Raw genomic sequence first — 14,627 nt, 5'->3', positions numbered from 1 at the left:
ATTCAACCTCCTGTCATTGCGCCCAACACATCAATACGCATGCCATCGGCCAGTTCCAGCTCATGATATTGAGCTGGCTGGATCAAGCACTGTTCAACCGCGACCACAAAATTGCCGTCAGCCGCAGGGCCAAATCCCTGCTGCCGCAACAGCTCGTCCAGTCGTGATACCGCCACCTCAAGCCAGTCACCGTTCAGACACACTTGCATCAGCAGACCTCCGGGTGAGCTGTCGTCCAGGCCACATGCCCAGCATCAGATTGCGATGGCAGCGCCAGACCCAGCGGTAATTGATACTCTTGCTGCAAGCTGCCCAGCAACGCCGGGGACAACAGAAAACCATGGCGATACAGGCCGTTAATGGCCAGATTCCCTGCGGTAGCGGTAATTTCAGGTTCATGGTGACTCAATGCCGGACGCAGATTGGTCGACAGTTCCAGAACCCGCGCTTCCGCCAGCGCCGGTGACAAGGCATATAAGGCACTGAGCATTTCCAGTGCGGAACGGACACTGACCGGTGAGCGATCTTGTGTTTCTATTTCGGTGGCGCCAAGGATGTAGCGGCCCTGCTCCCGAGGCACCAGATACAGGTGATATTTGGGATGCAGCAACCGCACTGGCCGCTGAATAACCACGTCCGGCGCTTCAATCCAGATCACTTCGCCTCTGACGCCACGCAACTGCGGACGCCAGGGACGGGCACCGACACCACAACAGTCAATCCACAAGGTCGCAGGGTGGCGTTGCTGGTTAACTCTCCAGCCACACACAGGGTCAGAGGCATCGTAACTCACCGGGCTGTTAGCGCGAATTTGCCCACCCATAGCGACAATGGCCTGGTGCAACAAAGCCAACAGTCGCCGATTTTCCAGATGCCCTTCCGGCTTCAGCCAGATACCACGCTGAAATTGCTCCGCCAACAAGGGCTCCAGTGCGGCTATTTGCTGACGATTTTGCCAGACAATACCCTGTTTTACGCCGATATTATGGCGCGTAAAACACCGTTCCATTTCGTCCAGCAACCCGTTATCCGCTGGGTGCGCGACCATCAGCGTGCCATCAGCACGAAAGTCTATCCTTGCCCCGGTATCAGCCGCCAGATCCTGCAGCAGCTTTGGCCACAATGCTAACGACTGCTTGCCCATACGAAAGACAGCCGGGCTGCACAGCGGCAATTCGCTGAACGGTGCGACCATCGCCGCTGCCGTATAAGCCGCTGCAGAATGAACCGCCGTCGTATGAGACGTCATTGCTGACGACGACTCAACAGCGTCGGCCTCAAACAGACAAACACGATAGCCCTGACGGGCCAGCCGCCAGCCAATCAGGCTACCCATCAACCCGGCACCGGCAATACATATTTCGTCGCTGGAGGTCAGTGACGCCAGCAAACCTGCCCTGGCCCCATTATGCATTGTCCAACGCCTCCCCCTTGCTTGCCGGGTGGTAGATTTCGCTGCCCTGCTGACGGAACTCCCTGGCTTTTTCTGCCATCGCCTGCTGCGCCTCATCGGCTGCGGCGGCGTCCCGTACTTCCTGGGAGATTTTCATGGAGCAGAATTTTGGGCCACACATGGAGCAAAAATGCGCCACTTTATGGCCTTCTTTTGGCATTGTCTCATCGTGATAAGCGCGGGCGGTTTCCGGATCCAGCGCCAGGTTAAACTGATCCTGCCAACGAAATTCAAACCGCGCTTTGGACATCGCATTGTCATGGAGCTGAGCACCGGGATGACCCTTGGCCAGATCTGCCGCATGGGCGGCAATGCGATAGGCCATCATTCCCTGTTTGACATCCTCCTTGTTGGGTAAGCCAAGATGCTCTTTTGGCGTGACGTAACACAGCATGGCGCAGCCATACCAGCCAATCATGGCAGCACCAATACCGGAGGTTATATGGTCGTAACCCGGTGCAATATCGGTGGTCAGTGGCCCCAGGGTATAAAACGGCGCTTCCTGACAGTGCTTCAACTGCTCGTCCATGTTCTCTTTGATCATATGCATCGGCACATGACCCGGCCCCTCAATAAAAGTCTGGACGTCGTGCTTCCAGGCAATTTGAGTCAACTCACCCAGAGTCCGTAATTCGGCAAACTGGGCGGCATCGTTAGCGTCGGCGATTGAGCCGGGACGTAAACCATCCCCCAGAGAAAAGCAGACATCGTAGGCTTTCATGATCTCGCAGATGTCTTCGAAATGACTGTAGAGGAAACTTTCCTGGTGATGCGCCAGGCACCATTTCGCCATAATGGAGCCGCCCCGGCTGACGATCCCCGTCACCCGTTTGGCGGTCAGCGGAATATGCGCCAGTCGCACCCCGGCATGAATGGTGAAATAGTCCACGCCCTGCTCGGCTTGTTCGATCAACGTGTCGCGGAACAACTCCCAGGTCAGGTCTTCAGCCACGCCGCCACACTTCTCTAACGCCTGATATAACGGCACCGTTCCGACCGGCACCGGCGAGTTGCGTAAAATCCACTCGCGGGTTTCATGAATATTTTGCCCGGTCGACAAATCCATAATGGTGTCGGCTCCCCAGTGGGTTGCCCAGACCAGTTTTTCTACTTCGTCGGCAATCGAGGAGGTGATGGCCGAGTTGCCAATATTGGCGTTTACCTTGGTGCGGAAATTGCGCCCGATAATCATCGGTTCACTTTCTGGATGATTGATATTATTCGGGATCACGGCGCGACCACGGGCCACTTCAGAACGCACAAACTCCGGGGTAATGGCAGCAGGAATACTGGCTCCCCAACTGTGCCCCGGATGTTGCTGCCGCACCGCCTCTTCTAACGACGGCTCAGTCAGCCCCAGATTTTCACGAATGGCGATATATTCCATTTCCGGAGTAATAATGCCCATACGGGCATAATGCAGCTGAGTGATGTTTTTTCCTGGCAGGGCACAACGTGGCTTGCGCTCAACCTTCATCCGCCATGGTTCATAACGTAAATCAACTTCGCGGGTCTGGCTGAAATGGGAACTGGGCTGGTGCAGTGCTTGGCTATCTGCACGCTCTTCGATCCAGCCTTGACGCAACGCAGGCAGGCCATGGGTAAGATCGAGAGTAAACGCCGGGTCGCTGTAAGGGCCGGACATGTCGTATACCCGCACCGGCGGATTATGCTCGGTTTCACCATTGGTCAACTGGGTTGGCGTCAGTTCGATTTCACGAACCCCCACCTTAATATCTGCGCGGGAACCGGTGATATAGACCTTGCTGGATGCGGGGTAACTCAAACGATCAAGCTGGGCCTGAGTCAGTGGTGACCCCGTGCTGGATGCGATGTCAGTCGAATTATTATTGGCGGAAGCCATACTTGATACCTCTCTGAAAAGGGAAAGGATCAGGCGGGCAAGCAGTACAAGAAAGAAAAGAGGCGGGAAATTGCCGATCACGTAACCTGGCGTCCGACCCGCTCAGCCAGTGATTGGCTGATTGCCTTGCACCGACGAGGACAAGAATATCCGCAGGCCAACATTACGTGACTTCTCTGTTCCCTACGCTGGCACTAACCAGATCAGGTTCAACGGGATCCGCAATTGCGATCTCAGCCTCCAGTGAGGCACCCCGACAGAATGTTTGCTCAAGCAGGTTAAACGCTATTTATTGCGCCGACAAGCCTTCATTGCCAAAAGACGAACTGAGCAGAAAATGCGCACGGGCAGTGGCAATCGGCTGTTGACGGTCATTCTGCCAGGCGGTGATAGCGACATTGGCGACACGGGCACCCTGACGCCAGATCTGGCAATCCACAAAGGTATCCTGATCACGTCCGGCGCGCAGATAATCCAGCGAGAAGTCGATCATTTTGGGTAATCCCATCGGTTCTGACCGAACCAGCACCTGAATCGAGGCCGCCAGTTCCATAAAACCACCGATGACGCCGCCATGGATCGCAGGTAATAACGGGTTACCGATATTGTCCGGATTTTGCGGCAGTCGGAACAATAATTCCCCCTCTTGCAGACTCACTTCGGCACCAATAACACCGGCATAAGGAATGCTGGACATCAAGGCCTGATAGTCACCCTGTATCCGGGCACGCTGGACAACATCGGCAAACTGTAAAACAGACAAGGCCGTCACAGGCTACCTCCACGAACTCCACTGGCCAAGGTACTGGCGGGCTGCAGATGCGTCAGGCGCATAAAAGTAGCGCAACATTTGGCAATTAATTCACCGTCGTTTTCCTGTATTACCCGGCAATCAGCAAACACGACGGTAGACGTAACCCGCTGAATACTGGCATAAGCCAACAGATTCTGACCGCTACGGGCAGAGCGCATGTAGTCGACCCGTAAATCCAGCGTGGGACACAACTCAAAGCCGGGTAAGGCGTTTACCACCGCCGTGCCGCACGCGGTATCCATCAGAGTGGTCAGACTGCCGCCATGCAAGGCACCCGTGACCGGGTTACCAATCAGCTCCGGCGCATACGGCAACTTCATCACCAGGCCATCCGCATCTGCGGAGACCAGCGAGATCCCCAATACCTGGCAATGCCGCAGCACCGAGATAAAACGTGTCGCACGTTCACAGCGTTCGAGATCGGAAATTGGCTCGGGAGTTTCATTGTTGCCCATAATTCACTCGTGATTTTTATAATTAACTTTTTGGAATCATACCCAAGCTGTGTTTTCGCGCAAGCGCCGTCCGGTTGCCATTTGCTGGCGTAACATCGTACGTCTCACCGGGGTCCCGTGCAGCATGCCGATTTGCCCAATGGCCAGATGGCGACTATTACTTAAAACTATTATTCCCATTCCGCCAACTGACGACCTGACTCTATGGCCACCCATATACTGATCTGTGACGACTCCAGTTTTGCCCGCAAGCAAATGGCCCGTGCGATTCCTCCCGACTGGGAAGTGGATGTTCACTTTGCCAGTGACGGTGCCGAGGGACTGAAAGCCATCCGCGAAGGCAAGGGTGAAGTAGTCTTTCTTGATCTGACCATGCCAAACCTCGACGGCTATGGCGTATTGGAGGCGATCCGCAAGGAAGACCTGCCAGCTATGGTGATTGTGGTATCCGGCGACATTCAGCCTGATGCCCAGCAACGCGTAATGGCCCTCGGCGCCATGGCCTTTGTCAAAAAACCGATCGACGCCGCCAAAGCCACCGCCGTACTGACCGAATACGGCATTATGACCCGGACCTGATATGAATACTCCTCCGACACTCGTATCACTGACCGACGATCAACGTGACTGTTACCAGGAGCTGACCAACGTCGCGATGGGCCAGGCGGCCGATCGCTTGGCACGGCTGCTGGATTCCTATGTGGTACTTCCTATTCCCAAGGTCAACCTGATAGAAATCAGTGACCTGCGCATGGCCATCGAAGGAGCCCGCGACGACGACGCTATTTCTGCAGTATGCCAGGGGTTTATCGGCTCGGGCATCGCCGGTGAAGCTCTGCTGCTGTTTAACGACACCAGTTTTTCTGACCTCGCCAGGCTGACACGTTATCAAGGTGAGCCGAATCATCAAGCCCAGTTGGAGTTGTTGATGGATGTCAGCTCCATCCTGATCGGTGCCTGTATTCAGGGCATTGGCGAGCAACTCGAAATTCACTTTAATCAGGGACATCCGGTGATCCTCGGGCAACATTGCAACGTCAGTGACATTCTCAAGATCAGCCATCAGAACTGGCGTCGAACGCTGGCAATTGAAATTCACTACACCATGGAAGCCGTCAATATCGACTGCGATCTGCTGCTGCTGTTCACCGAAGACTCAGTCGTACGCCTTAATCAGAAAATCGACTATCTGCTGGATTAACTATGAGCAATGGCAATATTGAGATGGGCGATATTCATTGGCTGATGGATATCCTGCAAAACATCGATGTGGGTCTGGTGGTGCTGGATCAGCAGTACAAGATTCGCCTCTGGAACGGCTTTATGGAAAGCCACAGTGGCATCAGCCCCCAGCTGGCCAAGGACAAGAACCTGTTCAGCCTGTTTCCGGATATTCCCGAGCAATGGTTTCGCCAAAAAGCAGAGCCGGTTTTTCAATTAAAAACCCGCACCTTTACCATCTGGGAGCAACGCCCCTACCTGTTTCATTTCAAGAACTACCGTCCTATTACCGGGCGCGCCACCTTCATGTACCAGAACACCAGCATTATCCCGCTGGAATCGGTGAACCGCAGTATCGACCATATCTGTGTGATTATTTATGACGTTACCGATACCGCACTCGGTAATGAAGAGTCTCATCGTCTCAGGGCCGAGTTAACCAAACTGACCCGGATTGATCCAGATACCGGATTGCTCAAGCACGATGCCTGGAACAACGAAGCTGAACGGGAATTATCGCGCAGCCAGCGCACCGGAACCCCCAGTTGCATTGCCCTGCTGCGGCACCCGGCTGGCACAACCACCCCACAACAACGCCAGGACCTTGCTCAGATACTGACGAAAACGTTACGGCAAACCGACCTGGCGACCCGCATTGATGACCAGCATCTGGCCGTATTATTACCTGCCAGCGATGAGGGCGACGTCCGTTTTTTTGCCGAACGGGTACGCAAAATGTTAGCAAGACAAATTAGCAATCACAGCAGTGTCAACCTTCACGCCGGAATTGCCCGAGCCTGGCCAGGATTTGCCACCGTCACCCACTGGTTTGACGCTGCCAAAAGTGTCATTCCTGCCGAGCACTCCGACCCGGATCATGTTATTCAGGTTTATGAAAAACCATCCACAGAATAAAGGGTCTATTGCTCGCCGCTCGACATAGCAGTCATGATGGCGGTAACTAACGAGTGATATAGAGAAATTATTCGACCCTTCTCTCACTCTGCCCGCTAGAACGGCTGCCGTCACACCGCTGTCATGGCAGGAATCTACCTTCAGGTTTTCACGATGGGAGCAACGGAATGAACTGGTGGCAACATGGAGTCGTTTACCAAATCTATCCACGCAGTTTTCAGGACTCCAATAACGATGGCATTGGCGATCTGCAAGGCCTGATCGACCGGCTCGACTATCTTAACGATGGCACCAGCAATTCACTCGGCATCGATGCCATCTGGTTGTCCCCCATTCATCCCTCACCGATGGCCGATTTCGGCTACGACATCACTGACTATCGGGATATTGACCCGATATTTGGCACCCTCGACGATTTTGATCAGCTGCTGCAACAGGCCCACCAGCGCGATATTCGTATTATTCTTGATCTGGTGGCGAACCATACCTCCGATCAGCACCCCTGGTTTATCGACAGCAGCCAACCCGGTTCAGACAAAGCCGACTGGTATCTCTGGCATGAGGAAAACACCCGCCCGAATAACTGGCAAGCCTGTTTTGGCGGTTCCGGCTGGAGCTGGCACCCAGGCCGTAAAGCCTGGTACTACCACTCCTTTCTGCCGCAACAACCCGATTTGAACTGGCGTAATCCGCAGGTTCAGCAAGCGATCCGGGAGGTCATGGAATTTTGGCTGGCACGTGGTGTAGACGGCTTTCGCCTTGATGTGGTCAATCTGTTTTACAAGGCGATCGATCTCAAAAACAACCCCACTGATTGGTTCAAACCAGCCCGCCCTTACGACCGTCAGAGACATATCCATGACCGTGACCAACCAGAAATGCATACCCTGCTCAAACAGATGCGTCAGTGGGTTGATCAGTATCCAAACCGTATGATGGTGGGAGAGATTTTCATCGCCGATTCCGATAACGCCAGCCTGCCCGCCAGCTATTGCGGTAACGGGGATGAATTACATCTGGCGTTTAACCTGGAATTTTTGCGCGCTCCTTTTTCGGCAGCCGCCTTCAGAAGTGTGATTCGTAAATGGATCGATTTGCTCGGCCACGAGAACTGGCCGAACTACACCCTCAGCAATCATGACGTCAAACGCCATATCAGCCGTTACGCCACCCATGAACAAACCCTTGATCGGGCGCGCTTGCTGGCTGCCATGCTGTTAACGCTGCGCGGTACGCCGTTTCTTTATTACGGTGAAGAAATCGGCATGCCGGAGCAAGCGGTTTCCCGACGCCAATTACAAGACCCGGTTGGCAAGCGTTATTGGCCCTTGCACCCTGGCCGCGATGGCTGTCGACGTCCCATGATGTGGGACTCGCCCAACGTCTTTTCCAACGTCACCAGCTGGCTGCCAGAAACCCGTTCGGAAGGAGTGACCGTCGCCGATCAGAGCCACAACCCCAGCAGCTTGCTCAGCTGGTATCGGCAGCTCGTGTGGCTGCGCAAACGCACCCCGGCCTTACACAAGGGCAAGCTCAAACTCATCGGTAGCCCCGACGAGGTACTGGCCTATGAGCGCTGCGATCAGCAGCGCTTGCTGATACTGCTGAATTTTTCCAGCCAGGCACAGCCAATTAACCTACATCGCCATGCGATTGATCAGTGTCTCGCCAACAGCCAGCTGGACGCCCCGCTCTTTCGCAACGGATCCTTGCTACTCCGACCGTTACAAGCACTGATACTGGAAATCAGCCCGGACTTTCCGCGCCGGGCCTCGGTTGCGCCATGAACTACTTAGCGTTGACCTGCAAACAACTGGTCACGATAAGCGTGTGATGGATAAATACCGAATATGCGGATATCGCGGGCGAAGTATTCCAGCTCATTCAGTGCCCGCTGCATATTGGCTTCCTCGGGATGACCAAGAATATCCGCATGAAACAAACTGGCTTCCATGCTGGCACCATCCATATAACTTTCCAGCCGCAACAGGTTAATACTGTTGGTGGCAAACCCGCCCAATGCCTTGTAAAGCGATGCAGGAATATTACGTACCGTAAACAACACGCTGGTAATATAGGTGATATCCGGCTGACGCACTTCGTGTTCATGTTCACGGGCAAAAACCAGAAAACGTGTAGTATTACCCATCACATCCTGAAAGTTTTCATGCACGACTTCCAACCCATACAACTCTGCCGCCAAAGCGGAGGCAATCGCCGCCCGATGCCGATCGTTACCTGCGGCAAGACGCTGGGCTTCCTGGGCCGTGTCCATCGTTGGCAACGCCTTCATTCCCAGATTAACGATACGCTGGTGGCATTGAGCCAACGCCTGAGGGTGAGAAGCGACGGCATCAATATCCATTAGCTGTACGCCCGGCAATGCCAGCAAACAGTGATTCACTGGTTCAAAGTGCTCGGTAATGGCGCACAGACGGGTACGGGGAATAATCCGATAAATTTCTTCCACCCGACCCGCAGTGGAATTTTCCAGCGGAATCATTGCACGATCGGCATGGCCCGCACTGACCAGCTCCAATGCCGTTTGAAAGTCTTCACAGGCAACGGCTTCCCAATCCGGAAAAACCCGACTGCAAGCAAGGTGAGAATAAGCACCCGCAGTACCTTGATAAGCGACACGGCCAGCCATGATTTTCTCCTGAATTCCTGTTCCGGCCATCACAGACGAAACCCGATATTTCGCACCAATGACGACCATTGGCACCAAAAAAGAGCGCTTTACGCACCAATTAAATACAACATCATCTTAATCTGTTGACCTGTCAAAAATTCAGCCCAACAGAGCTCGAAAGACAGAACACTGTGCTACTCGGCTAGCGACAGACTTTTCCCCGAACCAGGGCCGAAGTTCAGACATTGGCCAGTTTGACAAATGTTCTGGCACGGTCTCTGCAACAAAGCATACAGCAAGCCCCTGATATCTCAGCATAAACCCACAGCAGGGGCCAATAACCAGACGCTGACTCGTCAGCGAATGACCGACTTGCGAGGACTCTCATGACCACGACACTCTGGCCCGCAAAACGGCCTCTGGATGACCACCTGCGCACCACATTCGCCAGCAATCGTTCAGCCCTGAAGTCGTTACCTGAGCCATGGTTAAAGCAATGGCCGGACGTCTGGCTACCGGTCGCAACCTGGGTTGCCCAGCAAAAAAATACCCTCGGTGGTGTACCCGTCATTGGTATTCATGGCGGCCAGGGGTCTGGTAAATCCACCCTGAGTCAGGCACTGGCCAGCTTATACAAAGCCGCCCTGGGCTGGAACTGTGCCATTGTATCGATTGACGACCTCTATTTGGGTCATGACGAGCGCAAGGCGCTGGGCCAGTCTATCCACCCGCTATTGGCCACAAGAGGTGTCCCCGGCACTCACGACAGCGCCTTGGGTCGACAATTATTTGCCGACCTGAAACAACTGGAGCCTGGACAGTGTCTGACCATTCCTGCCTTTGACAAGGTCTCCGACGACCGGCTGCCAGAATCCAACTGGCACCAGATTGTCGGCCCGGTTGATCTGATCCTGTTTGAGGGCTGGTGCGTCGGCTGTCATGCCGTTGCAGACAGTCAGCTCGACGAGCCCGCCAACCAACTCGAAGCGACAGAAGATCCCGATGGCCACTGGCGTCGGTGGGTTAACCAACGGCTGGCCAGTGACTACGCCGACTGGTTTGCCATGATGGATCGACTGATTATGCTCAAGGTGCCTGGTATGCAAGCCGTATTAAACTGGCGTGGACAACAGGAAGTAGAAAACCGCAAGCACGCCAGAGGAGATCACGACCGCGGCCTGGATCACGCCGGATTGGTAAGATTTATCCAGCATTACCAACGCCTGACCGAAAATGCCTTGCGGGATCTGCCAGAGCATGCTGATCTGGTACTGGAACTGAATAACCAGCATGCTGTTAACCACATCAACTGATTGCCATCGCCGGGAGCGCTTTATGTCAACCCACGCAAGCAAATTTGATATTCCGACTTTACCACTGGTCGTTATGACCGATCTTGATGGAACCCTGCTCGATCATCATAGTTACAGTGCCAAGGCCGCAAAACCGGCCCTGAAGCAGTTACGGGAGCGACACATACCCGTGCTGTTCAATACCAGCAAAACCTGCGACGAAGTCACTGGCTTGCGCCACGAGCTGGATAACCGCTATCCGTTTGTCTGCGAAAACGGCAGCGTGATCCATATCCCCAAACCCGATGAAAGCGGCCTTAACAGCGAAGTGCTCGGCGTTAGCTACGTTGACATCCTCAAGACCTTGCACCAGCTGCACAAAGAAGGTTTTCGCTTCCGGGGATTTAACGACATGCCCGCCGCCGAAGTCGCAGCAATGACGGGACTGACACAAGATAACGCCTGGCTCGCCAAGAAACGGGCGGCCTCTGAACCACTGCTGTGGCACGACAGTGACGAGGCACTCGACCGCTTCCGGCAACGACTGGCGGAGTATCATTTGACCCTCACCAAGGGCGGACGTTTTTACCATGTAATGGGCACCACCAACAAAGCCAGCGGGTTAGAGTTTTTCCGTCAGTATTATCAACACCAATGGCAGACCACTCCCCGTCTCGTTGCTCTGGGCGATGGGGAAAACGACCGCGCCATGCTGGAAGCTGCCGATTACCCGATTGTTATTCCGGGTGAAAACCAGACCCTGACACTGCAGCATCCCGATGCCAGAACGGCTACCCACAAAGGGCCAACCGGCTGGAATACTGAAATACTCACATTATTAGAACAATTATCCAAGGAGCCTGGTCATGGCTGACTTTTACCAGAACGGAACGATCACCACCCTGCACAACCTGGTCGATCGCCCGCTGGAAGAAATGGAAAAAGAGCTACTGAGCTTTTCCCGCGTACGTCCGATGTCTCTGGTACTGCCCTCGCTTTACTCTGAACTTCAAGGGCCTGCTCTCGGCCACATCATTAACGAAATTTGTGAAGTTCCTTACCTTAATGAAATTGTCATCGGCCTGGATCAGGCCGATGAAGCAGAATACAAACACGCCAAGGATGAATTTTCTCGCCTGCCACAACATCACCGGGTGCTCTGGAACGACGGCCCACGACTGCGCAAGATTGACTCACTGCTGGAAGAAAAAGGTCTGGCTCCCAAAGAAATGGGCAAGGGCCGTAACGTCTGGTACTGCTACGGCTATATACTCGCCTCTGGCAGGGCGGAAGCCGTTGCACTGCACGACTGCGACATCATCACCTACGATCGCAGCCTGCTGGCGCGACTGATTTACCCAGTCGCCAACCCGTCGTTCAACTACGAATTTGCCAAAGGCTACTACGCCCGTATTGCTGATAACAAAATGAACGGACGCGTCAGCCGACTGCTGGTAACCCCTCTGATCCGGGCTTTAAAAAAGGTTCTTGGGCATAAAGAGTACCTCGACTTTCTGGACAGCTTTCGCTACCCGCTGTCCGGTGAGTTTTCCATGCGCGTCGACGTTCTGAACGATCTGAGAATTCCGAGTGACTGGGGCCTGGAAATCGGCGTATTGTCAGAGATGAATCGCAACTACAGCACCAACCGGCTCTGTCAGGTGGATATTTGTGACAACTATGATCACAAGCATCAGCCGCTATCAGCCGAAGATGCGGCGCTGGGCCTTTCCAAAATGAGTACCGATATCTGCAAGGCCATTTTCCGTAAACTGGCCACTCAGGGTGAGGTTTTTACCAACGAAACGTTCCGCACCATCAAAGCAACCTATTTTCGCGTGGCACTGGATTTTGTCGAAACCTATTATAACGACGCCCGCATGAACGGCTTGACTCTGGATCGCCACAAGGAAGAAGAAGCCGTTGAACTGTTTGCAGAAAACATCATGCATGCGGGCGATTATTTTCTTGAAAACCCAATGGAAACACCCTTTATTCCCAGCTGGAATCGGGTGATATCAGCCATTCCGGATATTCTCGATCGTCTTTACGAAGCCGTTGAAGAAGACAACGCCTGACGCTCTTTGGCAGCACCAGTCACCCGTGCGACGGAATCTCTGCCCGCAGGTGACTGGTGCTTACAGCGGCTGGTGACACCTCACTCGCTGGTTAACCACACCGTCTGATAAGGCCCCATCATCAGGGTTTCTCCCAGCGGCCCAGCCCCGGTCGCCAGCAAATCACTCATCCCCAATACCAGGAAACCCAGACTGGCCAACGGCAACTCCATGTGTCGCTCCGTCACGTTCGAGATGGCAAAAACAGTTTGGCCGCTATCGCCACAGCTGCGCTTGAGAATAAACAGATCTGAATTGATGCGGATCACCTCCTGACGGGCGTCAGGATGGAACGCAGGCTGACGCCGACGTATCCGGATCATTTCACGCAAGCGATCAAAGACCTCGGCCTGGGGAGTCACCGGGTTACCCAGCAACACATCCAGCTCTTCACGATTCCAGATGCGTCGATTAATGGATCGGGTGCGCCCGGTTTGTTCAACGTGAGCAAGATCGTTCGGACTGGCCGTCAGGCTGTGAATATAAACGGCTGGAATCCCCTGCATCGCCAGCATAATCGCCTGTGAGCACAAAAACCGCTGTACCTGAAAATGATCAGGGCCACGGCGGGTGCCCATACAGGCATCAAACAGAGCAATATTGATTTCGTATGGACTCTCTGTACCGTCGGGGTTTGCCTTCATACTGACGAAACCACCAAACTTGTGCATACAGTCAATCAGGTTTTCCACCTCGTGATCTGGCAGAATTCCTTCCACCGGACGCACGCCAATACCGTCGTGGGATGCGGTAAAATTAAGGTAGGTACAACCTTCCGGCAACGGCGGAATCTTACTGGCCCAATCGGCCAGATAATCAGACTTGCCACGATTCAGCGCATGTAATACCAGTGGCGGCAAACCAAACTGGTAGACCATGTGCGCCTCGTCTGAATGACCAAAATAACTGAGATTTTCAGCGACTGGCACATTGGTTTCAGTGATCAGCACCACTTCCGGTGCGACAGCTTCAACAATATCGTGCATCAGTTTGACCACTTCGTGAGTCTGCGGCAAATGAATGCAGTTGGTGCCGATTTGCTTCCACAAGTAGGCAATTGCATCCAGCCGAATAAACCGTGCACCCTGCTCAACGTAAAACAGCATGATGTTCATCATCTCAACCAGCACCTTGGGATTGGCGTAGTTGAGATCGATCTGATCTTCACTGAACGTCGCCCAGACATGACGAACACCACGGTGGGTATGGACGGGAGTCAGCAAGGGGGTATTTCGTGGACGGGTAACCGCTGCCACATCGGTACCCGGATCCACTTCGATAAAGTAGTCACTATAAGGCTCACAGTTCGCCACATAGTCGATAAACCACAAGCTTTCACGGGAACAATGATTAACCACCAGATCAGCCATCAGATCAAAATTTTTGGCAATACTGGCGACATCTTCCCAGTTGCCCCAGTCCGGATTCACCTGGCGGTAATCAATCACCGAGAAGCCGTCGTCGGAGCTGTAAGGGGAAAAGGGCAAGATGTGAACCGCATTCAGGGTATCTGCAACGTGTTCCTTGAGAAACCGACTGAGCGTCTGAAACGGTACCTCCCCCGCTTGCTGAACGCTGTTGCCATAGGTGATCAGTATGACGTCTTCCTGGCTCCAACGCTGTTCAGCGGCTGTTTTTCCACACCGGCTTTTGCGGCCTTCCATAAAATTAATACACAGACGTTCAATTTCAGCAGCCACATCGGCGGCCATAGTGACATCGGGATAAATATTCTGAAGACGTCTGGTAAGCCTGGTAATCAGGTCATTTGACATAAACTTTCCTGGTTAGCTGTCGCAATAGACTGAATTTACTGCCATTTTTGTGCCGTAATGACATATACGATGATAGATCGGCTCAACAA

The 14,627-nt window shown here is 53.7% G+C and carries 14 protein-coding genes and 1 riboswitch; of the genes, 7 read left to right on the top strand and 7 right to left on the bottom strand.

Annotated features, from left to right (window positions below):
• Positions 1-2 precede the first annotated feature (2 nt).
• From SOJ49_RS08500 to SOJ49_RS08480, 5 genes are all read right to left on the bottom strand, one after another.
• The gene (locus SOJ49_RS08500; RefSeq protein WP_369857793.1) at positions 3-209 is read right to left on the bottom strand and encodes a MoaD/ThiS family protein; all 207 of its coding nucleotides are present in this window, start codon (positions 207-209) and stop codon (positions 3-5) included.
• Positions 209-1,414, bottom strand: coding sequence for an FAD-dependent oxidoreductase (locus SOJ49_RS08495; RefSeq protein ID WP_369857792.1), 1,206 nt, complete (start codon positions 1,412-1,414; stop codon positions 209-211). Before SOJ49_RS08495 ends, SOJ49_RS08500 begins: the two co-directional genes overlap by 1 nt.
• Complete coding sequence (gene thiC, locus SOJ49_RS08490; RefSeq protein WP_369857791.1) at positions 1,407-3,317, bottom strand: phosphomethylpyrimidine synthase ThiC; 1,911 nt, start codon at positions 3,315-3,317, stop codon at positions 1,407-1,409. The genes SOJ49_RS08495 and thiC overlap by 8 nt, the downstream gene beginning before the upstream one ends.
• Before the next feature lie 163 nt (positions 3,318-3,480).
• Positions 3,481-3,583, bottom strand: a riboswitch (TPP riboswitch).
• A 23-nt stretch (positions 3,584-3,606) separates the two neighbouring features.
• Complete coding sequence (locus SOJ49_RS08485; RefSeq protein ID WP_369857790.1) at positions 3,607-4,089, bottom strand: PaaI family thioesterase; 483 nt, start codon at positions 4,087-4,089, stop codon at positions 3,607-3,609.
• Positions 4,086-4,586, bottom strand: coding sequence for a PaaI family thioesterase (locus SOJ49_RS08480; RefSeq protein WP_369857789.1), 501 nt, complete (start codon positions 4,584-4,586; stop codon positions 4,086-4,088). The genes SOJ49_RS08485 and SOJ49_RS08480 overlap by 4 nt, the downstream gene beginning before the upstream one ends.
• 204 nt (positions 4,587-4,790) lie before the next feature.
• Between SOJ49_RS08480 and SOJ49_RS08475 the strand changes: the two genes are divergently transcribed.
• The 4 genes from SOJ49_RS08475 to SOJ49_RS08460 all read left to right on the top strand — a co-directional run bounded on the left by SOJ49_RS08475 (position 4,791) and on the right by SOJ49_RS08460 (position 8,509).
• Positions 4,791-5,165 carry a response regulator gene (locus SOJ49_RS08475; RefSeq protein WP_369857788.1) on the top strand — a complete coding sequence of 125 codons (375 nt, stop codon included), beginning with the start codon at positions 4,791-4,793 and terminating at the stop codon, positions 5,163-5,165.
• Position 5,166: 1 nt separating this feature from the next.
• Positions 5,167-5,787 (top strand): histidine kinase, encoded by a 621-nt coding sequence (locus tag SOJ49_RS08470; protein ID WP_369857787.1) that lies wholly within the window; start codon positions 5,167-5,169, stop codon positions 5,785-5,787.
• 2 nt (positions 5,788-5,789) lie between these two features.
• A complete protein-coding gene (locus tag SOJ49_RS08465; protein WP_369857786.1) occupies positions 5,790-6,722 on the top strand; it encodes a diguanylate cyclase domain-containing protein in 933 nt (310 codons plus the stop codon).
• Positions 6,723-6,889: 167 nt separating this feature from the next.
• Positions 6,890-8,509 carry an alpha-amylase family glycosyl hydrolase gene (locus SOJ49_RS08460; RefSeq protein WP_369857785.1) on the top strand — a complete coding sequence of 540 codons (1,620 nt, stop codon included), beginning with the start codon at positions 6,890-6,892 and terminating at the stop codon, positions 8,507-8,509.
• Between the two features lie 5 nt (positions 8,510-8,514).
• Here the strand turns inward: SOJ49_RS08460 and SOJ49_RS08455 are convergent, their stop codons facing one another.
• Positions 8,515-9,372, bottom strand: coding sequence for a prephenate dehydratase (locus SOJ49_RS08455; protein WP_369857784.1), 858 nt, complete (start codon positions 9,370-9,372; stop codon positions 8,515-8,517).
• Positions 9,373-9,740: 368 nt separating this feature from the next.
• Between SOJ49_RS08455 and SOJ49_RS08450 the strand changes: the two genes are divergently transcribed.
• Genes SOJ49_RS08450 through SOJ49_RS08440 form a run of 3 tightly spaced genes read left to right on the top strand, consistent with a single transcriptional unit; the run spans position 9,741 to position 12,724 of the window.
• A complete protein-coding gene (locus SOJ49_RS08450) occupies positions 9,741-10,667 on the top strand; it encodes a hypothetical protein (protein ID WP_369857783.1) in 927 nt (308 codons plus the stop codon).
• 22 nt (positions 10,668-10,689) lie between these two features.
• Positions 10,690-11,520, top strand: a complete 831-nt coding sequence (locus SOJ49_RS08445; RefSeq protein WP_369857782.1) for an HAD-IIB family hydrolase — start codon at positions 10,690-10,692, stop codon at positions 11,518-11,520.
• A complete protein-coding gene (locus tag SOJ49_RS08440) occupies positions 11,513-12,724 on the top strand; it encodes a glycosyl transferase (RefSeq protein ID WP_369857781.1) in 1,212 nt (403 codons plus the stop codon). The genes SOJ49_RS08445 and SOJ49_RS08440 overlap by 8 nt, the downstream gene beginning before the upstream one ends.
• A gap of 80 nt (positions 12,725-12,804) precedes the next feature.
• Here the strand turns inward: SOJ49_RS08440 and SOJ49_RS08435 are convergent, their stop codons facing one another.
• On the bottom strand, positions 12,805-14,538 hold the full coding sequence (locus SOJ49_RS08435; protein ID WP_369857780.1) for a sugar phosphorylase: 1,734 nt from the start codon (positions 14,536-14,538) through the stop codon (positions 12,805-12,807).
• Positions 14,539-14,627 lie beyond the last annotated feature (89 nt).

It is taken from the genome of Candidatus Thalassolituus haligoni, from assembly GCF_041222825.1.
In the GTDB taxonomy this organism is placed as follows: Bacteria; Pseudomonadota; Gammaproteobacteria; order Pseudomonadales; family Oceanobacteraceae; genus Oceanobacter; species Oceanobacter antarcticus.
This window is presented reverse-complemented; position numbering and strand designations above follow the sequence as displayed.

Coding starts and splice junctions, on each gene's coding strand:
- SOJ49_RS08500 (WP_369857793.1), bottom strand. CDS start 209: ATGCAAGTGTGTCTGAACGGTGACTGGCTTGAGGTGGCGGTATCACGA.
- SOJ49_RS08495 (WP_369857792.1), bottom strand. CDS start 1,414: ATGCATAATGGGGCCAGGGCAGGTTTGCTGGCGTCACTGACCTCCAGC.
- thiC (WP_369857791.1), bottom strand. CDS start 3,317: ATGGCTTCCGCCAATAATAATTCGACTGACATCGCATCCAGCACGGGG.
- SOJ49_RS08480 (WP_369857789.1), bottom strand. CDS start 4,586: ATGGGCAACAATGAAACTCCCGAGCCAATTTCCGATCTCGAACGCTGT.
- SOJ49_RS08475 (WP_369857788.1), top strand. CDS start 4,791: ATGGCCACCCATATACTGATCTGTGACGACTCCAGTTTTGCCCGCAAG.
- SOJ49_RS08470 (WP_369857787.1), top strand. CDS start 5,167: ATGAATACTCCTCCGACACTCGTATCACTGACCGACGATCAACGTGAC.
- SOJ49_RS08465 (WP_369857786.1), top strand. CDS start 5,790: ATGAGCAATGGCAATATTGAGATGGGCGATATTCATTGGCTGATGGAT.
- SOJ49_RS08460 (WP_369857785.1), top strand. CDS start 6,890: ATGAACTGGTGGCAACATGGAGTCGTTTACCAAATCTATCCACGCAGT.
- SOJ49_RS08455 (WP_369857784.1), bottom strand. CDS start 9,372: ATGGCTGGCCGTGTCGCTTATCAAGGTACTGCGGGTGCTTATTCTCAC.
- SOJ49_RS08450 (WP_369857783.1), top strand. CDS start 9,741: ATGACCACGACACTCTGGCCCGCAAAACGGCCTCTGGATGACCACCTG.
- SOJ49_RS08445 (WP_369857782.1), top strand. CDS start 10,690: ATGTCAACCCACGCAAGCAAATTTGATATTCCGACTTTACCACTGGTC.
- SOJ49_RS08440 (WP_369857781.1), top strand. CDS start 11,513: ATGGCTGACTTTTACCAGAACGGAACGATCACCACCCTGCACAACCTG.
- SOJ49_RS08435 (WP_369857780.1), bottom strand. CDS start 14,538: ATGTCAAATGACCTGATTACCAGGCTTACCAGACGTCTTCAGAATATT.